Raw genomic sequence first — 21,807 nt, 5'->3', positions numbered from 1 at the left:
GACGTCGCGGAAAGCGATGGCTTCGCTCTTGCCGTCGAGGACCTCCCAATAGAACCTCCAGACCGGAGCCTCGGGCGGCCACCCGAGTGGGCCGGGCGAGGGGACTGGGCGTGTCGCCGACGTCGGTGCGCGGCCATCCGGCGCGCAACCGGTCGGGGTCGAAAGGCTGATCGTCCGCGGCGGGGTAGTCGTACGCGCCGTGCTGATCGTCGCCGTCCGGAATGTTCGGCGTGTCCCAGGCGTTCCAGTCGGCGGATCCGGATGCGGCCCAGGTGTTCTCGGCCGGGCCCGGATTCCACTCGGCAGCGCCGGGGGCGCTCCAGCCGGTGGACTGTGTCTGCCGCGCGGGGGCTGAGCCGGCGTACCCGCCGAACGATTCGGCGCCACCGAAATGCTGCTGGCCGCCGAAGGGTTCGTCATTACGGCGATAACGGCGTGCGGACTGCGCGCGATGACCGGGTTGATAAGGGTCGACGCTCATCGGCGGAATTCCGGCACGGGAGGAAGCTGTGAGGTGGACGGGTCGCCTGCGGAGCGGCTCTCTACCTGCGGAGCGCTGTGCTGCAACAAGCCTGCCGTCCTCCTGTGTCGTTTGATGAGTCCCGCCGTGGTTACGCATACTGCCGCCGCTGGGAAGTTTTCTTCCCGACAGCGTCGTGACCGTGCTGTGACATCGACCGCATCGACGGTAACGAAACGATTGCAGGTCGGCAAGCGCTGCGCTCGTTCTGTCCTGACATGTGAGATTGATCACGATAACAGCAAGGAATATCTCACTGTCGGGTGGGCACTCGCGTGAGCCCGCTTGACGACGAGGTGTAGTAGCCGACCCCGAATATGTACCTTCTCCGGCCCGACCTGGCGTGCCGCGAGCAACCTACTCACCGGTAGTGTTGGCCAGCGGTTTTGCCGCCCGGTATGCGGTCCCGTGACCTGCGCCACTTAGGCTGTATGCGGCTGATTTCGGCTCGGTGTGACTGATTAGAGTCCGACCCGACCCGGCTGACCATTTCGAGCGACCTGCAAGCAGTCGCTACGGGCAGACGACGGGCCGCCAACAAAGACGTTGCACAACAACGCAGACGAGACGGTGAGTAAATGGATCTCTTCGAATATCAGGCGAAGGAGCTCTTCGTAAAGCACGGAGTGCCTTCGTCGGAAGGCCGGGTCACGGACTCGGCCGAGGATGCCCGTGCGATCGCGACCGAGATCGGCAAGCCTGTGATGATCAAATCGCAGGTCAAGGTCGGTGGCCGCGGCAAGGCCGGCGGCGTGAAGTATGCCGCGACCCCCGAGGACGCCTTCACCCACGCCTCCAACATCCTGGGCCTGGACATCAAGGGCCACGTCACCAAGAAGATCCTGGTCGCGGAGGCCAAGGACATCGCCTCGGAGTACTACATCTCCTTCCTGCTCGATCGTTCCAACCGCACCTACCTGGCCATGTGCTCGGTCGAGGGCGGTATGGAGATCGAAGAGGTGGCCGCCACCAAGCCCGATCGCCTGGCCAAGGTGCCGGTCGACGCGGTCAAGGGTGTGGACCTGGCGTTCGCGCGCTCCATCGCCGAGCAGGGCCACCTGCCCGCCGACATCCTGGATGCCGCCGCGGTCACGATCCAGAAGCTGTGGGAGGTGTTCGTCGGCGAGGACGCCACCCTGGTCGAGGTAAACCCGCTGGTCCGCACGCCGGACAACGAGATCCTGGCGCTGGACGGCAAGATCACCCTGGACGAGAATGCCGACTTCCGGCACCCGGATCACGAGGCGTTCGCGGATATCGACGCCACCGATCCGCTGGAGCTGAAGGCCAAGGAGAACGACCTCAACTACGTCAAGCTCGACGGCGAGGTCGGCATCATCGGCAACGGCGCCGGCCTGGTCATGTCGACCCTGGACGTCGTCGCCTACGCGGGCGAGAACCACAACGGCGTGAAGCCGGCCAACTTCCTGGACATCGGCGGCGGCGCCTCGGCCGAGGTGATGGCCAACGGTCTCGACGTCATCCTGAACGACACGCAGGTCAAGAGCGTGTTCGTGAACGTGTTCGGCGGCATCACCGCGTGTGACGCCGTGGCGAACGGCATCGTGAAGGCCCTGGAGATCCTGGGCGGCGAGGCCAACAAGCCGCTGGTCGTCCGTCTCGACGGCAACCGCGTCGAAGAGGGCCGCAAGATTCTCGCCGACGCCAACCACCCCCTGGTGACGCTGGCGCAGACAATGGACGAAGGCGCCGACAAGGCCGCCGAGCTGGCAGCGGCCAAGTAAGGACAAGGACAAAATGTCTATCTTCCTCAACAAGGACTCCAAGGTCATCGTCCAGGGCATCACCGGTGGCGAGGGAACCAAGCACACCGCGCTGATGCTCAAGGCCGGCACCCAGGTCGTCGGCGGCGTCAACGCCCGCAAGGCGGGCACCACCGTCTCGCACACCGACAAGGACGGCAACGCCGTCGAGCTGCCCGTGTTCGGCGGCGTCGCGGAGGCCATCAAGGAGACCGGCGCCGACGTCTCGATCGCGTTCGTGCCGCCGAAGTTCGCCAAGGACGCCATCATCGAGGCCATCGACGCGGAGATCCCGCTGCTGGTGGTCATCACCGAGGGCATCCCGGTGCAGGACACCGCCTACGCGTGGGCCTACAACGTCGAGAAGGGCAACAAGACCCGCATCATCGGCCCCAACTGCCCCGGCATCATCACCCCGGGCGAGGCGCTGGTCGGCATCACCCCGGCCAACATCACCGGCAAGGGCCCGGTCGGCCTGGTGTCCAAGTCCGGCACCCTGACCTACCAGATGATGTACGAGCTGCGCGATTTCGGCTTCTCCACCTCCATCGGCATCGGCGGTGACCCGGTCATCGGCACCACCCACATCGACGCCATCGAGGCCTTCGAGAAGGACCCGGAGACCAAGCTGATCGTCATGATCGGCGAGATCGGCGGCGACGCCGAGGAGCGGGCCGCGGCCTACATCAAGGAGAACGTGACCAAGCCCGTCGTCGGCTACGTCGCGGGCTTCACCGCCCCGGAGGGCAAGACCATGGGCCACGCCGGCGCCATCGTCTCCGGTTCGTCGGGCACCGCCGCGGCGAAGAAGGAAGCGCTGGAGGCCGCGGGCGTGAAGGTCGGCAAGACGCCGTCCGAGACCGCCGCCCTGGCGCGCGCCATTCTGGAGAAGGCCAGCGTCACCGCCTGATCCACCGCAATACGTCGAAGGCCGCCTTCCCGTTCCGGGGAAGGCGGCCTTCGACGTCAGGGGGCCGGTAGTACGTGGCACAGGCCCAGCACGCGCACGACCTGACAGAACATCTCGTTGAGATCCATTCGGACACCTCCCATCGTCTCGCCTGCATCACGATTCGGCCGGTTCGCGAGTTCATCGGGAACCGGGGAGTATCTACCCGCATGCTGTGCCCGTGACCAGGACGCTCGATTGCAGTAGCGTCAGTGAGGGCATCCAGCCGTGTAGACCATGAAGGACTCGATAGGAGACGACGACATGTCATACCCGACCGGGGGCTCCGGGTACAACGCGCCCGCGCCGACGCCCTCTGCAGCGCCCAGCTACGGGCAGCCGGCAAGCGGTACCGGTGCAGGATCCGGCACCCCGGAATCGGGTGGCGGGGCTGCCAAGGGGCTGCCGTTCTTCCTGACCGTGGGTGTCGCCGCGCTGGGCATCATCAACTTCCTGCTGGGCTTCACCGCTTTCGCCAAGACGAAGGCCCAGGACCTCGGCATGGGCGTGCGCACCGAGGAGCAGTCGGAGACCTTCTTCAAGGCAATCGGCATCTCGCCGCTGCTGGTGTTCCTGCTGCTGGGCGGGCTGCTGGCGGCCGTTTCGCTGCTGCGCAAGCAGAACTATGTCGGTGCGGCCGCCGCGGCCAGCGCCGCCGGGTTCCTGGGCCTGCTGGTGCAGGCGTTCACCCTGCCGGACGAGATCAGCCTCGCGTGGGGCGCCTGGGTGGTGCTGTTCCTGGGCCTGGTGCAGACCGCGGCTGCGGTCGTCGCCGTGCTGTTCGAGGCCGAGATCATGTCCGCACCGGCGCCGAAGCCCGCCGCCGGGTTCGGCGGTCAGGGCGGCTACGGTCAGCAGCCCGGCTACGGCCAGGGTCAGCAGCCCTCCTACGGGCAGAGCGGTCAGGCCGGTCAGCAGTCCTACGGCCAGTACGGTCAGCAGCCTTCCTACGGGCAGAGCGGTCAGGCCGGTCAGCAGTCCTACGGGCAGTACGGTCAGCAGCCGTCGTACGGTCAGCCGGGCCAGACCGGGCAGGCGGCCCAGCCGGGCCAGTCGCAGTACGGCCAGCAGCCGTCCTACGGCCAGCAGGGCCAGACGGCTCAGCCGGGCCAGCAGCCCTACGGCCAGCAGGGCTACGGTGCGCAGCAGGGCGGGCAGGCGGCCTACGGCGCGCAGCAGCGCCCGCAGCAGCCCGCCGGTGACGAGAACGCCACCCAGCACTTCGGCGCGCAGTCCGCGGCGGGACAGCAGTACGGCGGACTGAACTTCGGGCAGGCGGGCCAGAGCGCCCAGGGCTCGCAGAGCCAGCCGTTCGGCGAGGGCCAGGCCGCCAACCCGGCCGCGGACGCCACCAAGGCGTTCCGCCCCGAGGACGACCAGAAGTAACAACGCATTTCGCACGTCGGCGAGTCCGGTGGCGCCTTCTGACGGCGCGCCTGGCTCGCCGACGCGCGTTTCGGTGACACTCTGAGTTCTTGTGAGTGAGGTGTGCAGCGGCCGGTCCGGGCGGTATATCGCACGGCCGGAGCTGCCGGGGCCCGGCCGTCGTCGCCCGGGGCGCCGGGTCGCGGACCCGGATCGGATCTTCGCTCGGCCGAGGGTGCCGGATTCGGGTGTCCTGCACCGCAGTCCGTCCTCGGTGCCGAGCGGTGCCGCGGCGGTCGTGCACGATCGGGCTCGTTCCGGCCCGTGCCGATGATCGACAAGGTGGTGGCATGAGATCTTCGCTGGCTCGGTGGGAAGGGCACCGGGAACCGCCGGGCAGGCCCGAGCGGCACCGCGGGGGATCCGGCCGCACTCCCGGGGACGACAACGTCTTTCTCTCCCTCAGCCCGGAGCGGGCCAAGGTGCTGGCGTTCCTCGCCGCGCGGACCTCCGGCTTCACCGTGGTCATCGTGGTGGCCGTGGTGCTCGCGACGCTGCTGGCGGCCGGGAGCTCGATGACCGGCGCCTCCGGTGCGATCGCCGCGGGATGGCTTGCGGTGCACCAGGTTCCGCTGGTGATCGGCAAGACGTCGCTGGGTCTGCTGCCGCTGCTGCCGACCGGTGTGCTGCTGTGGTTCGTGGCGCGCGACTGCGCCCGGGCGGTGGAACCCGACGCCTCTCGCGCCGATCTGGGCTGGATCGTGGGCGCCGCGCTGGCCGGACCCCTCGTGATCACCGCCGTGTGCCTGGCCGTGGCCGAGGACGCCTCGGCCGTGGTGGCGCTGCAGCCGCCGGCGACGCTGGCCGCGTTCGGCTGGGTGGGCGGCCTGCATCTCCTGGCGGCGGTGGCGGGCATCGCGAGTCGGCCGAATCCGCTGCGGGAGCAGCTGTTCGCCGTGCTGCCCGACTGGGCGGAGCCGGGTGCGCGGGCCGCGCTGCGCGCGCTGCTGCGGCTGCTGGCGGTCGCGGCCGCGGTCACTCTGATCTCGCTGCTCGCACACTGGTCGCGGATCGGCGACACCTACGGTGCGGCGGGCAATGCGGGTGGGGTGCTCGGCCTGACCCTGCTGTCTCTGGCGTACCTGCCGAATGTCGCCATCGACGCGACCAGCGTGCTGGTCGGGGCCGACGTGCACATCGGCACGGGCGCGCTGAGCGTGTTTTCCGTTGCGGGAGCGCCGGTTCCGGGCCTGCCGATCCTCGCCGCGGTGCCCTCCGGGCCCGCCGCGGGCTGGTGGCCGGTGCTGCTGCTGGCCCCGGCCGCGGTCGGCGTCTGGACCGGTTTGGACTGCGCGCGCACCTCCCACGACGAGATCCGCGCGCCCTGGGCGACCCTGACGGCGGCCGGATTGTCGGCGCCGGCGCTGGCCGTGCTCGGCGCGCTGGCGGGCGGCACGGTGGGTTCGTTCGGCTACATCGGGCCCGCGGTGGGGCTGACCGTCGCGCTCACCTTCGCCTGGCTGGCGATTCCCGGACTGGTGGGCCTGGTGTGCGCGCGCTGGTTCCTGCCTTCGGCGGGGCCGTTCGTTCAGGGCGGATACGCCGACGCGGCCGATGGCTACTGGGACGACGAGTACGCCGACGATTACGGCACCGACGGGTACTACGCCGACGAATACGACGACTATGACGACTACGCCGCGGCGGACACCGTGGACGGTGACGTGGTCGAGGGCGAGCTGGTGGAGGAGCAGCCCGCCCTCGCCGACGCGACCGCTTCCGTATCCGGCGATATGGACGAATCCGCCGACATCGTCGACGCGGAAGTGGTAGAGGCGGACCTGCCCGACGGTGGCGGAACCGGCGGTCGTTAGGCTCTAGGCGGCGGTCCCTCGTAGCCGCCGACTCCGCCGGCCCCGACACACAGGGAGTAGAGCGCTGACGACCCCGTCCGCCCAGCAGGTGCCGCCCACCGCACCCGCGACCGTCGTCGTCCTCGCCTCGGGCACCGGATCGCTGCTGCGATCGCTGCTCGCGGCCACCCGGCAGCCGGACTATCCCGCGCGCGTGGTCGCCGTCGGCGTCGACCGGCCTTGCGCCGCAACCGAACACGCACAGGCCGCCGATGTCCCGCACTTCCGGGTGGCGCCGGGCGACCATCCCGATCGCGCGGCCTGGGATGCGGCGCTGACCGCGGCGGTCGCGGACTACGAGCCCGACCTGGTGGTGTCCGCCGGCTTCATGCGGATCCTCGGCGCCGCATTCCTCGAGCGTTTCGGCGGCCGGATCATCAACACCCACCCCGCGCTGCTGCCGTCCTTCCCGGGCGCGCACGGGGTGCGCGATGCGCTCGCCTACGGGGTGCGGGTGACGGGTTCCACCGTGCACCTGGTCGATGCCGGTGTCGATACCGGACCGATCCTCGCGCAGGAGGCGGTGCAGGTGCTGCCCGGCGACGACGAGGCGGCCCTGCACGAGCGGATCAAGGTTGTGGAGCGGCGGTTGCTGGCCGATGTGGTGGCCGCCGTCGCGACCCGAGGCATTGTCTCCGATGGACGAAAGGCAGTAATCCCAGATGAGCGAGTTTTCCGGTGACTGAGCGCAAACCGATCCGCAGGGCGCTGGTCAGCGTCTACGACAAGGCCGGGCTCGTCGAGCTGGCCACCGGACTGCACGCGGCGGGCGTGGAGCTGGTGTCGACCGGGTCGACCGCGGGGCGCATCGCCGACGCCGGCGTCCCGGTGACCAAGGTGGAGGACCTGACCGGTTTTCCGGAGACCCTGGACGGGCGGGTGAAGACGCTGCACCCGCGGGTGCACGCCGGCATCCTGGCCGACCTGCGCAAGCCGGAGCACGCCGAACAGCTGGTCGAGCTGGGCGTGGAGGCCTTCGACCTGGTGGTGGTGAACCTGTATCCGTTCACCGAGACCGTCGCGAGCGGCGCCACCCCCGATGAATGCGTCGAGCAGATCGACATCGGCGGCCCGTCCATGGTGCGCGCGGCCGCCAAGAATCATCCGTCCGTGGCGGTGGTCGTCGATACCGGTGACTACGACGACGCGCTGGCCGCGGTGAAGTCCGGCGGATTCACCCTCGCCGAGCGAACCATGCTGGCGGCCAAGGCCTTCCAGCACACCGCGAGCTATGACGTCGCGGTGGCGAGCTGGATGACCAGCGTGCTGACCGCCGACGCCGCTGCCGGGCAACAGTTTCCGGAGTGGGTGGGCGGGACCTGGACCCGCGAGGCGGTGCTGCGCTACGGCGAGAATCCGCACCAGTCCGCGGCACTGTACGCGGCCGACGGTGCGGGCGGCGGCCTGGCGCAGGCAAAGCAGTTGCACGGCAAGGAGATGTCGTACAACAACTACACCGATGCCGACGCCGCCTGGCGCGCGGCGTGGGACCACACGGCGCCCACCGTGGCGATCGTGAAGCATGCCAACCCCTGCGGCATCGCGGTCGGCGCCGATATCGCCGAGGCGCACCGCAAGGCGCACGCCTGCGATCCGGTCAGCGCGTTCGGCGGCGTCATCGCGGCCAACCGTGAGGTGACCGTGGAGATGGCCGAGCAGGTGGCCGAGATCTTCACCGAGGTGATCGTGGCGCCCGGCTATGCCGACGGTGCGGTGGAAGTGTTGCAGCGCAAGAAGAATGTGCGCATCCTGGTCGCCGATCAACCGCGCCGCGGGGGTGTGGAGCTGCGCCCGATCAGCGGCGGTGCGCTGCTGCAGCAGTCCGACATCGTCGACGCCGAGGGCGACGACCCGGCCAACTGGACGCTCGCCGCGGGCGAGGCGGCCGATGCGGCAACCCTCGCCGATCTCGAATTCGCCTGGCGCGCCTGCCGTGCGGTGAAGTCGAACGCCATCCTGCTGGCGCACGACGGCGCCTCGGTGGGAGTCGGTATGGGGCAGGTCAACCGGGTCGACGCGGTGCATCTGGCGGTGCTGCGCGCCGGTGACCGCGCGAAGGGTTCGGTCGCGGCGTCGGACGCCTACTTCCCGTTCCCGGACGGGCCGCAGCAGCTGATCGCGGCGGGCGTGAAAGCCATTGTGCAGCCGGGCGGTTCGGTGCGCGACCAGCTGACCATCGATGCCTGCAAGGAAGCCGGGCTGACGATGTACCTGACGGGGGCGCGCCACTTCGCGCACTGAGTCACCGCCGAAGACCGAGTCGTCACGAAGAAGAAGCCCTGCGCGAAATACCGTTCCGCGCAGGGCTTCGTCTCATCCAGCCGCCGGGCCTTCCTCATCCCGGCACCCGGGTTTCGCTGTCCCGGCCGAGGGCCGGGCGCGAGTCGGGTGGCTCGTGTGGTTTGTGTCAGGGGCTCGTGTGGCTTGTGTCAGGGAACGTATCACCGGCGCGGCGGTCTCGCGCGACATCACGAAGCTATAAATGCAGCACGAGGCCGTATAGTGACCGACGTCACACGAACACCTCGGATCGACGTCTTCCCTTTGTTCTTGCATTTGTGCTTGCGCCGAATCTATTTGGCGCTGAGCACCTTTCGATCGCCGAGCGGCTGCTTCAACGGCACCTCCAGAGTGCCGAACACCGCGATCATCGTGCACATCCGCCCGACCGCCTCCGGCAGTGTTCCCGACCGCAGTTCGACGGTGACCGTGCTGTCGGTCTCGGTGGTGCTCGCGTCCACGCCGTAGCATTCGGGCGAGCCGACCTGGAAATTCACCGCGATCCGGTCGGGGGCAACCCGATTCCAGCTTTCGAACGGGATCGGCCGGGCGCCGACGAGGGCGGGGTTCGCGGTGAACATCCGCCCGGGCTGCGGTTGCTCCAGCTCGGTCGGGGTATTCGGGCCCGAGGTCGCGCTCGTGCTCGTATTCGCTTGTGTCCCACCGTCGTCCGTGCCGCCGCACGCCGCGGCCAGCAGGATCGGCAACAGTGCACCGGCGGCGGCCGCGCGGCGTCCACGCGAGATCCAGTTCATGATCGTCCACCCTAGTGGGCGGCGACCGGCCCTCCGCACCGGTCACGCGCCCGACGAGCCAGTGAACTTTCTGCAACGACTGCGCGTAAACGCTGCGGTCCGGGGGTCCGCCAACTATCGTTCGCAAACGATGAGCGAACGCGGTTCGGGCGCCATCGAGCTACCGACGAAGTGATCCCCTTCTCCGAAAGGAACCACCGTGGGAGACTCCCTGAACGTAGGCGATGAACTCGGTCTCGGCCAATCTCTCCAGGGCGGTGCGTACACCCTGACGCTTCAGAACGACGGTAACCTGGTGCTTTCCGAACCGGGCGGAGTCGTCTGGGCGACCAATACGCACGAACAGGGTGTGCAGCGCGCCGTCCTGCAGGACGACGGCAATTTCGTGCTCTACTCCGACAGCGGCCCGGCGTGGGCCACCGATACCAACGGCAAGGACGTCGACCGGCTGGTCATGCAATCGGACCGCAACCTCGTGCTGTACGGCAAGGACGGCAGCGCGATGTGGGCCTCGGACACGGTCACCGACAACCCGATCCCGGCGCCGGAACCCGAGATCGAAATGGCGGCGGTCGTCGAGGAGCAGGCGCCGCCACCCCCGCCGCCTCCGGCCGCACCCCAGCCCCAGACCTACACCGTCGAGCCGGGCGACACCCTGTGGGCCATCGCCGAACGCTTCTACGGCGACGGCAACCGATACCTGGAGATCGCGGGCGCCAGCGGCGTCGACAACCCCGACGCCATCAATGTCGGCCAGGTGCTGACCATTCCGTAGCGGCCGACCTCCGATGTGCAGAGAACCCCGGTGCGTACGCACCGGGGTTCTCCAGTTGTTCGCAAGCTTCCTCAGCGGCTGGTGAAGGGCAGCAGTGCCATCTCGCGGGCGTTCTTCACCGCCGTGGCGACCTGCCGCTGTTGCTGCGGGGTCAGGCCGGTGACGCGACGGCTGCGGATCTTGCCGCGGTCGGAGATGAACGTGCGCAGCAGATTCACGTCCTTGTAGTCGACGGTCTCGATGCCGGCGGCGATCAGGGGGTTCTTCTTGGGGCGGCGCGCCTGCTCGGCGCGGACCTTCTTCGACGGCGCTCGCTTCACAGCCATGTCAGCATCCTTTCTCGGCTAGAGCTCCGGGGTGGTCTACCAACTCGATTTGTGTACACCGGGCAGCTCCCCCCGGTGGGCCATCTCGCGCACGCGCACGCGCGAGAGACCGAACTTTCGGAGATGACCACGCGGGCGTCCATCCGTGGCGTCCCGATTGCGCAAGCGTACCGGACTGGCGTCGCGCGGCAGCCGCTGCAGGGCGAACTGCGCGGCCGTCCGCTGCTCCTCCGGGGTGGCCGGGTTCCGGATGAGTTCCTTGAGCTCCGCCCGGCGCTCGGCATGCCGTTCGACGACGAGTTTGCGCTGCTCATTGCGTGCGATCTTGGATTTCTTGGCCATCGTCAGCGCTCCTCTCGGAAGTCCACGTGCTTGCGCACGACCGGGTCGTACTTGCGCAGGACCATCCGGTCCGGATCGTTGCGGCGGTTCTTGCGCGTGACGTAGGTGTAGCCGGTACCCGCGGTCGAGCGCAGTTTGATGATCGGCCGAATCTCGTTGCGCGCCATCAGATCTTCTCTCCCCGCGCGCGCAGCCGGGCGACGACCGCCTCGATGCCGTCGCGATCGATGGTCTTGATGCCCTTGGCCGAGACGGTCAGCGTGATCCGGCGGCCCTCGCTGGGCAGGTAGTAGGTCTTGCGCTGGATGTTCGGATCCCAGCGCCGGTTGGTCCGCACATGCGAGTGCGAGACGGACTTGCCGAAGCCCGGCTTCCGTCCGGTGACCTGGCAGTGAGCCGACATAGGAGCCCTCCTTTTCTCGACGGCGGTGCTCCCGGTCCGCTCACACCGCAATGACAATCATTTTCGACAACAGTCGATCGACACTGTACCGTTGGCCGTCGGTAAATGAAAATCATTGTCGAAAGGGGTTCCGGTGATGTCTCACCCCGACCGCCGCACGCCGGTCGTGATGCTGGCCGGGTTCGAGGGACTCGCCGCGACCGGCGTGGACCATCTGGCGCGGATGCTGCGGTATGCGCCGGGCACCGTGGTGGTCCGGCACGACCTGAGTGAACTGCGCGAGGGCGTCGTGCGCCGGACCGTGTCGCATATGCCGGACGAGGGCGCGACGCCCGTCGAGAACACCACCGTGCACGAGCTCGCACACGGCTGCGTCTCGTGCACGCTGCGCGCCGATCTGCTGCCGCTGCTGTGTCTGCTGGCCGCGCGGAATACGGTGCGGCGCATCGTGATCGCGCTGGATCCGGCGTTCGAGGCGGAGGCCGTGTGCCACGCGATCGAGCAGGTTCCGGTCGCCGGGGTGATCGGGCGCGTGGACGGTCCGGCGGGGCGGGATGTGCGCGTCGACGCCGTGGTCACCTGCCTCGACGCGCGGACCTGGCTGTCCGAGGCGCTGAGCGAGGAGACGCTGGCCGAGCGCGGCCTGGCCGATGCCGACGACGATCGGACGGTGGCGCAGCTCGCCGTCGGGCAGGTCGAATTCGCCGATGCCGCCGTGGTTTTCACGGCGCGCGACCTCGACGGCACCGACGCGGCGCGACTGCAGGCGGTGCTGGATCGGCTGATCCCGCAGGCGCCCGTGGCGTGGGCGGGGGAGCCGAATGCCTTGGACGCCAATGGAATCGAGGCGCTGCTTGCCGGAATTCCGGCGGATTCCCGGCGCGGCCGGATCTTCGACGCGCACGCCCCGCTGCTGCGCGGGCAGCCGCCACTGGACGTCGAGCACGGGGTCGCGCTGGTCGAATTCTCGACCGACCGGCCGTTCCATCCGGTCCGCCTGCACGAGGCCCTGGACGTGCTGTTCGACGGCGTCGTCACCGCCCGCGGCCGGATCTGGCTGGCCACCCAGCCCGACGAGGTGGTGTGGCTGGAGTCGGCCGGCGGCGGGCTGCGCGTCGGGGGCGCCGGTCGCTGGCTGGCGGCGATGAGTGACGAGGAGCGTGCCGCCACCGATCCCGACCGGCGGGCGCTCGCGGCGCTGCGCTGGCACGAGCAGTTCGGCGACCGCGATATCTCCCTGTCGATCCTGGTGTGTGACGCCGACCCGAACGAGATCCGCCGGGCGCTGCACTGGGCACTGGTCGACGACGCCGAACTGCTGCTGGTGCACGGTGCGCCGGAGCTGGTCGCGCAGTGGGAGGACCCGTTCGGCGCATGGCATTCCGACCCGTGCGAGGACGGTTCGGAAGCGGACTCGGCACACAGCGCCTCGCCGACCGGCGAGCGGCGCACGAAGGAAAGGTAGGCCCATGAAGTCAGGGATCCACCCCGATTACCATCCGGTGATCTTCGAGGACGTGAGCACCGGCAAGCGCTTCCTCACCCGGTCCACCGCCACCGGCACCCGGACCGCGGAGTGGACCGACGGCAACAGCTATCCGCTGATCACCGTCGACGTCACCTCCGACTCGCATCCGTTCTGGACCGGCGCCAACCGCGTGCTGGACACCCAGGGGCGGGTGGAGAAGTTCGAACGCAAATACGGCAAACGGCAACGCGGCCAGGGGGATTCCGCGGTCCGGTCCGATCGAGGGGAGGACTAGACCATGGCGGTTCCGAAGCGGCGCATGTCGCGGGCGAACACCCGCAGCCGGCGGGCGAACTGGAAGGCGACGCCACCCGACCTGGTGCCGGTCAGCGTCGGGGGCGTCATCCACAAGGTGCCGCGGCGGCTGGTGGCCGCGGTGCGGCGCGGACTGATCGATCCCGAGCGGCTGTAGCGCGCCTCGGGCCCGGACGCACCGCGGCCACCGTGCGGTCGCACGGTGGCCGCGGTGTCGTTCGTAGGGGTTACCCCTCCTTGTCGGCCAGGTCGGCCAGGGCGGCCGCGAGCCGGAAGTACTTGTTCGACGCCAGGTCGGCGACGGTCTTGACGCCCAGGGCATCCAGTAGCTGGGCGTCATGCTTTTCGGTCAGCCCGGCCAGTGCCGACGGGGGAGCGGACAGGATCTCCTTCAGCGTCTTGTTCTCGTACGCCTTGTCGAGGGCCTTGTCGAGGGACACGGTGACTGCCATCGGAATCTCCTTGGGAGCGAGTGGTGTTCGTGCCAACCGACGATAACTCGAAGTGTGCCCGTTCCGGGCGGTATCGGCCGCTTCGGCAACAGACCGTCCGGTCCTATTGGGAGATGTCCGACATGGCCGATATGCCTGGATGTGGCGTTCGGGTGGCTACTTGCAAGATGGTGATGAGCTGCGCGGGCGAAACTCGGTTCGATTGCCTGCCGGTAGCTAAATGGCGAACTACCTACTGGTAGTTGGTTTTTGGGGAACGAAAAAGTCTCATCGAAGTGATGATTTCGTGCTGTGCCGCCGGTACTCTCATCCGAGAGGGCGGGTTCCCCCGAGAAGATCGGGAGAACCCGCTCATCGCCACTTCGTAGCCCGATCGGGCAGCTCCCCCTATCGCGTCGGCACCATCACTTCGAAGACGGTGTGCCGGTAGCCCGTTGCGGATCGCCGTCCGCCCGATGCGGGTCGTCGCCGCGGCCCGGCAGTTCGGGCAGTAGTGCCTCCAGTCGCGCCAACTGATCGCCGACCAGCCCGGCCGGGCCCTCCAGCAGCGACAGCGGCCACGGCCAGCGGCGGCCCGACAATCGCTCCACTTCCTTTTCCAGCTCCGCGACCGTCGCCTCCAGATCGCCTATCTCGGTGCGCAATTCGTCGATCAACGCCAGTGCGCCGGATACCCCGTCCACCAGCGTGCGATTGCGGCCCTGGGCGTCCTTGCCCAACTGCGGCCAGCCGGACAGGCCGGGTCCGCGCAGCTGGATCTGAATATCGCGCAGAATCGCGTCCTGTTCCGGCGTCACGTCCGGTTCCTCCCAATCCCATTGTCCGAAATCTTCGGCCTCGGCCTCGTTCACATCGCAGACCACGCCCCCGACGACCACCTGCCGGAGGGTCTGGTGCAGCTGCCGCCGCGGCTCGACGTTGCCGCCCGACCAGGCATCGGTCTGCCAGGCCCAGTGCGCGACCCCGGCGTCGAGCGCCCGGCTCAACGGCCAGTACCCGCCGTAGATTCCCACCCACTCGCGGCCGATCACCGTGGCCGCGCCGTCGAGATAGGCATTGATCGGCACCTGCTGGCCGGGCGTGGCATCGAAATCGACCGAGAAGTAGATGGGCCGGTCGGTGCGGCCGCCGCAGCGCAGCACCTGCGCCAGCGCGGCGTTCGCGTCCGTGACGCCGGCGCCGTAGCCGTCGAGCATGCGGGTGGCGGTGGTCTCCCAATTCGACGCGATCGACACGTCGTGCGCGCGCAGGTCGTCGGCTTCCTCGGGGGTGAGCAGCTTGCCCGGCAGGGTCGGCCCGCCCGGTGACAGATACCGCACCACGAAGTCGTATCCGGCGGCCCGGATGGCTCGGCCGCCCGGTCTTCCGGCGGCGTAGTCCAAGCCGAAACGCATATCCACCAGTGTAATTCGCGTGCTGTGCCGCCCGCTGGCGCATTCGCGAACTGCTCGCGGGCGGGTTCGCCGCGCCGCGGCGGGTCGATCCGGTGGTCGCGCGGCAGGCCCTCGGTCGATACCTCGCGGGGCATCGCTGTAGCGCATCTCACAGTAAACAGGCTGAGAGTTTGCTGAGCCCGTCAGAAGCATGTTCTGTGTCCGAATTTGCGGCCTTTTAACACGTCTGGCACTTCCCTAGCGACCTTTCGGCACAGTATGTTACCAATCCGTAATCATCTCGGGTGAACCTACTGACAGGTTCATTTTTCCGAGCCTGCGCGCGCCGGAGGTTGGTGGCGCAACTGCTGACAGAAAGTGTTTGAGGGTATGAAGTTCAGGAAGTTCGCCGCAACATCCGCCCTGGTCATTGCGGCTGTCGGGATCAGTGCCGGTTCGTCCTACGCGCAGCCCGCGGCGGTCGACAATCCCGATATCCACTACAACGCGAACGTGGTCGACAAGTCGGTGGTGCTGCAGACCGACGTCGGCTCGATCGATACCGAAGGCAATCAGCTACAGGTCCGCGACAATCTGGGCAATGTGGTTGCTGGGTTTCCGCTGAGCTACCTGCGGGACGGCCTGGAGTACCCGATCGCGGCCCAGGCCGACGGCGCCAACAAGATCACGCTGACCCCGAGCGTCGATCCCGCGACCGCCCACCCGGCCCCGATGCTGCACGACGTCGCCTCCCGCGAGGATATGGACGATGCGATGTCGAACGCGGGTACCGAATTCGCCCTGGCCACCGGCGTCGGCACACTGGTCGGCACCGTCATCGGCCTGGGCGCCGGCTGCGCCCTGGGTGCGCTCGTCGGCACCCCGTTCCTGATCATCCCGGGTGCGATCGGCGGCTGCCTCACCGGCGCCGCGCTGGCCGCCCCGCTGGGCGCCGCGGCGGGCATGATCACCGTCGGTGGCGTCGCGGGCATCGCCGTCGCGATCGAGTACTTCAACCGGATCAACACCCCCGCCGCAGGCTGATCGCGGCTAGAAGAGCAATCGGGCCGGACCGCCACAGTGGCGGCCCGGCCCGATGCAACAGTTGGTCCTGCTATCCCGGGATGCTCGGCCTTCTCATATCCCGGGAGTGCGGCCTTCCAGAGTGCTCGGCCTTCTCATTTCCCGGCGTGCTCGGCCTACTCATTCCCGGCGTGCTCGGCCTACTCATTCCCGGCATGCTTTTGGCCGGGATCAGCTCACCGGAGAAGGAACACGCCGCTGGGCTGATCGTTCACGCGGGGCGTCCGGGGTGGGGACGGTGGGCCGTGCGGATCGGCTGCGGTCCGGGGCGACGAGGATGGCGGTGATCGGGATCGCCAGCGACAGCGTGCCCATGGCGAACACCGGGACGAACAGCGTGAACAGCACCTCGCCCGACGGCGGCAGCACGGCCGGGTCCACCTGGACATCGACGCCCGCCAGACCGACGTAGTGCAGCGCGTTGACCGCGAGGGCGAACAGCGCCCCCACCCCGATCAGCACCGGCAGCGGCCGGAACCGCGCGGTCGCCCACAGCACGCCGAACGAGATCGCCAGGGCGATCGCCGTCGCACCGACACTGGCCCACGGATTCACCTCGACCGAGCCCTGCACCCGGATGGCGCCCATGCCGAGAAAGTGCATGAGGCCGAGGCCCAGGCCCATCACCGCGACGCCCCCGGCCAGTCGCTTCGGATCCCGCACCCGCCCGCGGACGAGCAGTCCGCCCAGCACCGCCGCCACCGCGATGAATGCCGCCAGCACCATCCGGGCCACGTCGTAGTGCATAACGCCGGTGGGCACGTCGACGCCCAGCATGGTGACGTAGACCGCCAGCCAGGTCCCGACGCCGCCGAGGGATACCGCCGCAGCGGTCAGCCATACCAACCGGAAGCGCGCGGTGACCGACAGCGTCGACTGCCGCACACAGGCCAGCCCGACCACGCCCCCGATCAACGCGACACCCGCGGCCAGGCCGAGTACCCAGTAGCCCATGGCGAAATAGATCATCCGTTGGTCCTTCCTCGGCGCTTCAGCCCTGCGCGACGGTCTGCTGTTGCTGTGCGGCGGTGAGGCGCGCGATCGCGTACTCGGTCACCGCGGCCAGCGACCGCCGGACCTCGTTCGCCTCCCGGGCGTCGATGTCCACGACCGGCACGTCCTCGCGGATCGACAGCGCCTCGCGCAGTTCGCCGACCGGGAACTGCGGGGCGTCGGGAAACCGGTTGACCGCCACCAGGAACGGCAGCGAACGGGCCTCGAAGAAGTCGACGACGGCGAAGCTGTCCTCGATGCGGCGGGTGTCCACCAGCACCACCGCACCGATGGCGCCGCGGATCAGGTCGTCCCACATGAACCAGAACCGGCGCTGCCCGGGCGTGCCGAACAGATACAGCGTCAGATTGCCCGGCAGGATGATGCGCCCGAAATCCATGGCCACCGTGGTGGTTTCCTTGCCCGGGGTGGCCGACAGGTCATCGATGCCGTCGGAGACGCCGGTCACCATGGCCTCGGTGCGCAGCGGCACGATCTCCGAGACCGCGCCGACGAAGGTGGTCTTTCCGGCGCCGAACCCGCCGGCGACCACGATCTTGGTGGACGCGGTGGGGGTCTCCAGCCCGGCGGCCGAAAGTGCGGCACCGGGCACAGCATCAGAGGGCACGGAGTCCACGCAGGGTCCTTTCCATCAGAGATCGGCGCTCATCGAAGCTCGCATCGTCGCTCAACGTGGTGTACACACGCACCGTTCCGGCGACCACCAGATCGCCGATCACCACCCGGACCATGCCGAGCGGCCGCTGCAGGTGGGCCGCTATCTCGGCGACCGACAGCCGTGCGGCGCCCAGCCGCAGAATATCGGTGCGGACGTCGCCGACGGGCCAGTCGAACTGATTGGCGTAGGGCAGCGTCTCGATCACCGCCTCCATCGGCAGCTCCACCGCGGGCTGGGTACGCCCGGCGGTCAGCGCGTAGGGGCGGACTCGAGTGGTGGGCCGGCCGGGCCCGGCCCCGTGGAAGTTGGACATCGCGTTCGCTAGACCGCTCTCGCCGTGGCTTGTACGACCGCACCGACGCGGTCGACCAGCAGTGCCATTTCGTATCCGATGCGGCCGATGTCGTGCTGCTTGTTGGCTAGGACGGCTAAGTGCGAGCCGTTGCCGACGCTCATCACCAGCAGGTAGCCGCGCTGCATATCGACGACCGACTGCATCACCTTGCCGCCGTTGAACAGCTGCGCCGCGCCCGACGACAGGCTGGCCAGTCCGGCCGTGACGGCCGCGAGCTGCTCCGCCCGATCCGACGGCAGGTTCGGGCTGGTGGCCTGGAGCAGGCCGTCGGCCGAGACGAGCACCGCGTGCGAGACCCCGGGGACCTCCCGGGTGAAGCGGTCGACCAGCCAGTTCAGGTTCTCGTCCGTGGTCTGCTCGGTGTCGGTCATCTCGGGCCTCCGTCGTCGTTGTGCTGGGCATCGGCTCGTCCGCTGCGGACACCACTCAGATGCCTGGACAAGTTGTTGCGGATCTCCTCCGGGTCGGGAGCGCCGGCGTCGGTGGCCGGGGCCAGCCCGCCCGGGACCAGCTGAGCTCCGGGCCGGCGGATCGGGAGCCCGCCGGTGGTGCGGGAATCGGTGGGTGGCCGGACGGCGTCGGCGGCCGCGGCCCAGCCCTCGTCGGCCGGGGAGTTCCACATCTCGGCCGGGCTGCTCGACGACGGCTCCACCAGCCATTCCGACACCATGCGCTGATAGATCGGCGTCGTGGGTTCGCGGTTGGACGGTGCCGGGTCGGCGGCGTCCGGCGGTGTCGCGGCGTCCGGCGGTGTCGCAGAGTCCTGGGGCGGCGCGGTATTCCGATTCTGCAGTGCGGCAACCCGATTCGCACGCGCGGCAATGCGATTCGGCGGTGCCGGGTTCCGATTCGGCAGCGCGGCGGTGCCGTTCGGAGGGGTCGCTGAGTCGTCCCATCGCTCGGCCGGACTAACGGAGGCGTCCCACTGTCCGGCCGTGCTCGTGGAGTCGTCCCATTGTTCGGCTGCGGCCCCCGCGTCGTCCCATTGTTCGGCCGGAGCCGCCGAGTCGTTCCACTGTTCGGCCGGGCCCGCCGAGTCGTTCCACTGTTCGGCCGGGGCCGCCGAGTCGTTCCACTGTTCGGCCGGGGCCGCCGAGTTGTCCCACTGTTCGGCTGGAGCCGCCGAGTTGTCCCATTGACCGGCTGGGGCCTCCGGGTCGTCCCATTGTTCGACCGGGGTCGCGGAGGAGCCCCACTGTCCGGCCGGGCTTGCGGTGTCCTCCCGCTCTTCAGCCGTGTTTGCGGAGGTGGCCGCGGGGGCCGGGCGATCGCGGCTGGCGAGGTAGTCGTGCTCGCTGCCGAGGCTGTTGGCCCCGTTGCCGAAGTAGTCGCGTTCCTCGGCGCGAGTGGGGGTGGTCGCGGGGCCCGAGTGACCCCGGTTGGCGAGATAGTCGTGCTCCTCGGAACGAGCCGGGGTGGTGCGCTCGTCGGTCCCGGAGCCCATGTTCAACGTCGGAAGGTGCTGGGTCGGACCGTCCGGCGATGCCAGCGGCGGCCAGGTGTCCGTGGCCCTGTCTTCCTCCGGATGCCGATCGGGCGCGCCACGCTGCGGCAGCGCGAAGGGAATATCGGTGGAGGCATCGCCCCGGGATTCCGGCTGGGCAGGGGCGGGCTCGGCCGGGCGTCGCTGCGGCAGTCCCGAACCGGCCGACCCGAACGACCCGAATTCCGCCTGCAAGGCATTCGAGGAACGCTGTGGCGTGGTGGGTTCCGTCGTCTCCGGTCCCGATGCCACCGCGGCGAAGGTCGCCGTGATCGGCTGCGGCCCACCGGCCGCGTCCGGCGCCGGCGACACCAGCGGTCCCGGCAGGTGCACGCTGGCGGTGATCCCCGACTGATGCGTCATGGCCGAGGTGCGGCGCAGGCTGACGGTGATGGTGTGCCGGGTGGCCAGTCGGCCGACGACGAAAAGACCCATGCGGCGGGCGGTTTCGATGGTGACCTCGCCGCCCGACGCCAGCCGCTCGTTGATGGTGCGCAGATCGTCCCCCGACATGCCGAGACCGCGGTCGGTGATCTCGATCAGGTAGCCGCCGTCCACGGCGCGCGTCACCGATACGGCCACCGGGGTCGTGGGCGGGGAGTAGCGCAGCGAGTTGTCGATCAGCTCGGCCAGCAGATGCTCGATGTCTACCGCGGGCTCGCCGGCGACGATGCCGTCGGGGACCGCGCCGATCTCGACCCGCTGATAGTCCTCCACCTGCGAGACCGCACTCCACAGCATGTCCGACAGCGGAACCGGTGGCAGGTGCCCGCGACGCAGGGCGGTACCGGCCAGCACCAGCAGATTGTCGCCGTTGCGGCGCATGCGGGTGGCCAGATGGTCGAGGCGGAACAGGCTCTGCAGCCGCACGGAGTTGTCTTCGTCGCGCTCGAGGTCCTCGATAAGATTCAGCTGCTGCTCGACCAGCGACTGGCTGCGCCGCGACAGGGTCTCGAACATGCTGCTGATCTGCAGCCGCAGCCGCGCCTGGTCGGCGGCGAGATGCAGGGCCTGACGGTGCATATCGTCGACGGCACGGGCCAGCTGGCCGATCTCCTCGGTGGTCTGCACGTCCACCGGGACGATCTCCGGCGTGGCGCCGCCGCCTCGCACCACGGCGAGTTCGGCGGGCAGGTCCTCGTGGGCCACCTGCAGCGCGTCGCGCCGCAGGCGCCGCACCGGGATCACCAGCGAGCGCGCCACGGCCAGGGCAAGCGCCAGCCCGGCGAGCAGCGTGACGACCACCAGCGCCACATCGCGCAGCACCTGTCCGCGCGCATCGGTCAGGCGCTCGGACAGGCTGGTGTCGATCAGGTCCACCAGACGATTGGTGGAATCGGCGTAGATACCGGCGCTGGTCTGCAGCGATTCGGCGACTCCGGGCACGCTGATCGGTTCGGCCGTGCCCTGGCTGAGGGCGTCGACGCGGGTCTGCAACGCGGCGAGCAGCACATCGGGCTTCTCGGCCGTCTCGGGATATACGGCGGAGTACTGGTGGATCGTGGCCGACTCGCCGCCGGCCGACAGCAGGGCCTGGGCCACGAGTGCCGGATTGTTGCCGAGATCCCCGCTGATGATCCACAGCTGTTCCTGAGTGAACATCTGCCGCGCGATGGCGATGACGCCCATCTGCACGTAGTACCGCTCGATGGCGGTTTCCTTGGGGGTGGGCAGCGCGGTGATCGCGGTGTCGATATGGGTGGAGACCTCGTCGGCCTGCCGGCCGATCTGGAACGGCGCGGTGCCGTTGCGGCTGTCGCGCAGGGTGCGCCCCGCGGCCAGGGCGTTGGTGATCGCGGTGGTCACCCGCTTGTCGAGCTGCGAAACCTGCAGCGCCGCCTGCAGATCGGCCAGGGCCTGGTCGAAGTGGGCGGCGTCCTGATCCAGCGCCGGTTGTGAGCTGCGGTCCCCGGGGCCTCCGCTGGCGGCCGCGGTGACCGCGAGCTGGTTGGCGGCCGTGCTGTATTCCAGCATCGGCCGGATGATCCGAGCCTGCTCACTGGCCGTGTTCAATTGCGAGATCGTGGACAGCTCGTCCTTGATGCGCAGCACGCCGAACGCCGAGGCGAGGATGACGGGCAGCAGCAAGACGATGCCGACCTTGCTCGTCACGGACAGGTTGGACAGACTCCTCTGCCACGGCCGCGGTGCATTGCCCATCCCGCTTGTGTCGCCTCCGCTTGCTTATGGCCCTCCGGTCCACTCGAACGGGTAC

23 protein-coding genes and 1 pseudogene are annotated in these 21,807 nt (G+C 69.0%); 11 read left to right on the top strand and 13 right to left on the bottom strand.

Translation table 11 applies throughout. The features are described 5' to 3' along the window. A pseudogene (locus NM1_RS41975) lies at positions 1-481 on the bottom strand (hypothetical protein); the annotation flags it as partial. Between the two features lie 617 nt (positions 482-1,098). Here NM1_RS41975 and sucC point away from each other — a divergent pair. The 6 genes from sucC (at position 1,099) to purH (ending at position 8,751) form a co-directional block, all read left to right on the top strand. Next, positions 1,099-2,265, top strand: a complete 1,167-nt coding sequence (gene sucC, locus NM1_RS06380; RefSeq protein WP_068014915.1) for an ADP-forming succinate--CoA ligase subunit beta — start codon at positions 1,099-1,101, stop codon at positions 2,263-2,265. Between the two features lie 13 nt (positions 2,266-2,278). Further along, positions 2,279-3,193 carry a succinate--CoA ligase subunit alpha gene (gene sucD / locus NM1_RS06375; protein WP_068014913.1) on the top strand — a complete coding sequence of 305 codons (915 nt, stop codon included), beginning with the start codon at positions 2,279-2,281 and terminating at the stop codon, positions 3,191-3,193. A 303-nt stretch (positions 3,194-3,496) separates the two neighbouring features. Beyond that, positions 3,497-4,618 (top strand): DUF5336 domain-containing protein, encoded by a 1,122-nt coding sequence (locus tag NM1_RS06370; protein WP_068014910.1) that lies wholly within the window; start codon positions 3,497-3,499, stop codon positions 4,616-4,618. Between the two features lie 329 nt (positions 4,619-4,947). Further along, positions 4,948-6,471 (top strand): cell division protein PerM, encoded by a 1,524-nt coding sequence (locus NM1_RS06365; protein ID WP_147288949.1) that lies wholly within the window; start codon positions 4,948-4,950, stop codon positions 6,469-6,471. Between the two features lie 88 nt (positions 6,472-6,559). Further along, on the top strand, positions 6,560-7,192 hold the full coding sequence (purN, locus tag NM1_RS06360) for a phosphoribosylglycinamide formyltransferase (protein WP_068014904.1): 633 nt from the start codon (positions 6,560-6,562) through the stop codon (positions 7,190-7,192). Next, positions 7,189-8,751, top strand: coding sequence for a bifunctional phosphoribosylaminoimidazolecarboxamide formyltransferase/IMP cyclohydrolase (gene purH / locus NM1_RS06355; protein ID WP_068014902.1), 1,563 nt, complete (start codon positions 7,189-7,191; stop codon positions 8,749-8,751). Before purN ends, purH begins: the two co-directional genes overlap by 4 nt. Before the next feature lie 332 nt (positions 8,752-9,083). Here the strand turns inward: purH and NM1_RS06350 are convergent, their stop codons facing one another. Further along, positions 9,084-9,545, bottom strand: coding sequence for a hypothetical protein (locus NM1_RS06350; RefSeq protein WP_068014899.1), 462 nt, complete (start codon positions 9,543-9,545; stop codon positions 9,084-9,086). Positions 9,546-9,744: 199 nt separating this feature from the next. On the opposite strand from NM1_RS06350, the gene NM1_RS06345 reads away from it, so the two are divergent. Next, positions 9,745-10,320: a LysM peptidoglycan-binding domain-containing protein gene (locus NM1_RS06345; protein ID WP_068014897.1), complete on the top strand. Its 576-nt coding sequence runs from the start codon at positions 9,745-9,747 to the stop codon at positions 10,318-10,320. Between the two features lie 71 nt (positions 10,321-10,391). Here NM1_RS06345 and rpsR read toward each other — a convergent pair whose 3' ends face one another. The 4 genes from rpsR to rpmB are packed head-to-tail and all read right to left on the bottom strand — an operon-like array spanning position 10,392 to position 11,391. Further along, the gene (rpsR, locus tag NM1_RS06340) at positions 10,392-10,646 is read right to left on the bottom strand and encodes a 30S ribosomal protein S18 (RefSeq protein WP_040792133.1); all 255 of its coding nucleotides are present in this window, start codon (positions 10,644-10,646) and stop codon (positions 10,392-10,394) included. A gap of 36 nt (positions 10,647-10,682) precedes the next feature. Further along, the gene (gene rpsN, locus NM1_RS06335; protein ID WP_068014894.1) at positions 10,683-10,988 is read right to left on the bottom strand and encodes a 30S ribosomal protein S14; all 306 of its coding nucleotides are present in this window, start codon (positions 10,986-10,988) and stop codon (positions 10,683-10,685) included. A 2-nt stretch (positions 10,989-10,990) separates the two neighbouring features. Then, on the bottom strand, positions 10,991-11,155 hold the full coding sequence (gene rpmG, locus NM1_RS06330) for a 50S ribosomal protein L33 (protein WP_068014892.1): 165 nt from the start codon (positions 11,153-11,155) through the stop codon (positions 10,991-10,993). Beyond that, entirely contained in the window at positions 11,155-11,391 is a 237-nt protein-coding gene (gene rpmB, locus NM1_RS06325) for a 50S ribosomal protein L28 (RefSeq protein WP_011211510.1), read from the bottom strand. Before rpmB ends, rpmG begins: the two co-directional genes overlap by 1 nt. Positions 11,392-11,527: 136 nt before the next feature. Between rpmB and mrf the strand changes: the two genes are divergently transcribed. The 3 genes from mrf to rpmF are packed head-to-tail and all read left to right on the top strand — an operon-like array spanning position 11,528 to position 13,331. Beyond that, positions 11,528-12,856 (top strand): ribosome hibernation factor-recruiting GTPase MRF, encoded by a 1,329-nt coding sequence (gene mrf, locus NM1_RS06320; protein WP_068014889.1) that lies wholly within the window; start codon positions 11,528-11,530, stop codon positions 12,854-12,856. 4 nt (positions 12,857-12,860) lie between these two features. Then, positions 12,861-13,154, top strand: coding sequence for a type B 50S ribosomal protein L31 (locus NM1_RS06315; RefSeq protein ID WP_068014888.1), 294 nt, complete (start codon positions 12,861-12,863; stop codon positions 13,152-13,154). 3 nt (positions 13,155-13,157) lie between these two features. After that, positions 13,158-13,331 (top strand): 50S ribosomal protein L32, encoded by a 174-nt coding sequence (rpmF, locus tag NM1_RS06310; RefSeq protein WP_068014885.1) that lies wholly within the window; start codon positions 13,158-13,160, stop codon positions 13,329-13,331. A 70-nt stretch (positions 13,332-13,401) separates the two neighbouring features. Here the strand turns inward: rpmF and NM1_RS06305 are convergent, their stop codons facing one another. Beyond that, positions 13,402-13,626, bottom strand: a complete 225-nt coding sequence (locus NM1_RS06305) for a hypothetical protein (RefSeq protein WP_068014882.1) — start codon at positions 13,624-13,626, stop codon at positions 13,402-13,404. A gap of 404 nt (positions 13,627-14,030) precedes the next feature. Beyond that, positions 14,031-15,020 (bottom strand): DUF1906 domain-containing protein, encoded by a 990-nt coding sequence (locus NM1_RS06300; protein WP_068014879.1) that lies wholly within the window; start codon positions 15,018-15,020, stop codon positions 14,031-14,033. A gap of 369 nt (positions 15,021-15,389) precedes the next feature. Here NM1_RS06300 and NM1_RS06295 point away from each other — a divergent pair, with 369 nt between their 5' ends. Beyond that, the gene (locus NM1_RS06295) at positions 15,390-16,043 is read left to right on the top strand and encodes a DUF8020 domain-containing protein (RefSeq protein ID WP_068014876.1); all 654 of its coding nucleotides are present in this window, start codon (positions 15,390-15,392) and stop codon (positions 16,041-16,043) included. Between the two features lie 210 nt (positions 16,044-16,253). On the opposite strand, the gene NM1_RS06290 is transcribed toward NM1_RS06295, so the two are convergent. From NM1_RS06290 to NM1_RS43805, 5 genes are read right to left on the bottom strand one after another with little or no spacing between them, the layout of a single operon-like run. Continuing rightward, a complete protein-coding gene (locus NM1_RS06290; protein ID WP_068014874.1) occupies positions 16,254-17,051 on the bottom strand; it encodes an MHYT domain-containing protein in 798 nt (265 codons plus the stop codon). A 22-nt stretch (positions 17,052-17,073) separates the two neighbouring features. Then, a complete protein-coding gene (locus tag NM1_RS06285) occupies positions 17,074-17,658 on the bottom strand; it encodes a GTP-binding protein (protein WP_068014958.1) in 585 nt (194 codons plus the stop codon). Between the two features lie 34 nt (positions 17,659-17,692). Then, a complete protein-coding gene (locus tag NM1_RS06280) occupies positions 17,693-18,067 on the bottom strand; it encodes a DUF742 domain-containing protein (protein ID WP_068014872.1) in 375 nt (124 codons plus the stop codon). 8 nt (positions 18,068-18,075) lie between these two features. Then, entirely contained in the window at positions 18,076-18,480 is a 405-nt protein-coding gene (locus NM1_RS06275) for a roadblock/LC7 domain-containing protein (RefSeq protein WP_068014869.1), read from the bottom strand. Beyond that, on the bottom strand, positions 18,477-21,704 hold the full coding sequence (locus tag NM1_RS43805; protein ID WP_307719301.1) for an ATP-binding protein: 3,228 nt from the start codon (positions 21,702-21,704) through the stop codon (positions 18,477-18,479). The genes NM1_RS06275 and NM1_RS43805 overlap by 4 nt, the downstream gene beginning before the upstream one ends. Between the last annotated feature and the right edge of the window lie 103 nt (positions 21,705-21,807).

This window comes from Nocardia mexicana NBRC 108244, assembly GCF_001613165.1.
Classification (GTDB): domain Bacteria; phylum Actinomycetota; class Actinomycetes; order Mycobacteriales; family Mycobacteriaceae; genus Nocardia; species Nocardia mexicana.
The sequence above is the reverse complement of the archived record's forward strand: the minus strand, read 5'-3'. Positions and strand labels throughout refer to the sequence as shown.

Excerpts from the sequence above, each read along its gene's own strand:
- sucC (WP_068014915.1), top strand. The coding sequence starts at position 1,099 with ATGGATCTCTTCGAATATCAGGCGAAGGAGCTCTTCGTAAAGCACGGA.
- sucD (WP_068014913.1), top strand. The coding sequence starts at position 2,279 with ATGTCTATCTTCCTCAACAAGGACTCCAAGGTCATCGTCCAGGGCATC.
- NM1_RS06370 (WP_068014910.1), top strand. The coding sequence starts at position 3,497 with ATGTCATACCCGACCGGGGGCTCCGGGTACAACGCGCCCGCGCCGACG.
- NM1_RS06365 (WP_147288949.1), top strand. The coding sequence starts at position 4,948 with ATGAGATCTTCGCTGGCTCGGTGGGAAGGGCACCGGGAACCGCCGGGC.
- NM1_RS06350 (WP_068014899.1), bottom strand. The coding sequence starts at position 9,545 with ATGAACTGGATCTCGCGTGGACGCCGCGCGGCCGCCGCCGGTGCACTG.
- rpsR (WP_040792133.1), bottom strand. The coding sequence starts at position 10,646 with ATGGCTGTGAAGCGAGCGCCGTCGAAGAAGGTCCGCGCCGAGCAGGCG.
- rpsN (WP_068014894.1), bottom strand. The coding sequence starts at position 10,988 with ATGGCCAAGAAATCCAAGATCGCACGCAATGAGCAGCGCAAACTCGTC.
- rpmG (WP_068014892.1), bottom strand. The coding sequence starts at position 11,155 with ATGGCGCGCAACGAGATTCGGCCGATCATCAAACTGCGCTCGACCGCG.
- rpmB (WP_011211510.1), bottom strand. The coding sequence starts at position 11,391 with ATGTCGGCTCACTGCCAGGTCACCGGACGGAAGCCGGGCTTCGGCAAG.
- mrf (WP_068014889.1), top strand. The coding sequence starts at position 11,528 with ATGTCTCACCCCGACCGCCGCACGCCGGTCGTGATGCTGGCCGGGTTC.
- NM1_RS06315 (WP_068014888.1), top strand. The coding sequence starts at position 12,861 with ATGAAGTCAGGGATCCACCCCGATTACCATCCGGTGATCTTCGAGGAC.
- rpmF (WP_068014885.1), top strand. The coding sequence starts at position 13,158 with ATGGCGGTTCCGAAGCGGCGCATGTCGCGGGCGAACACCCGCAGCCGG.
- NM1_RS06305 (WP_068014882.1), bottom strand. The coding sequence starts at position 13,626 with ATGGCAGTCACCGTGTCCCTCGACAAGGCCCTCGACAAGGCGTACGAG.
- NM1_RS06300 (WP_068014879.1), bottom strand. The coding sequence starts at position 15,020 with ATGCGTTTCGGCTTGGACTACGCCGCCGGAAGACCGGGCGGCCGAGCC.
- NM1_RS06295 (WP_068014876.1), top strand. The coding sequence starts at position 15,390 with ATGAAGTTCAGGAAGTTCGCCGCAACATCCGCCCTGGTCATTGCGGCT.
- NM1_RS06290 (WP_068014874.1), bottom strand. The coding sequence starts at position 17,051 with ATGATCTATTTCGCCATGGGCTACTGGGTACTCGGCCTGGCCGCGGGT.
- NM1_RS06280 (WP_068014872.1), bottom strand. The coding sequence starts at position 18,067 with ATGTCCAACTTCCACGGGGCCGGGCCCGGCCGGCCCACCACTCGAGTC.
- NM1_RS06275 (WP_068014869.1), bottom strand. The coding sequence starts at position 18,480 with ATGACCGACACCGAGCAGACCACGGACGAGAACCTGAACTGGCTGGTC.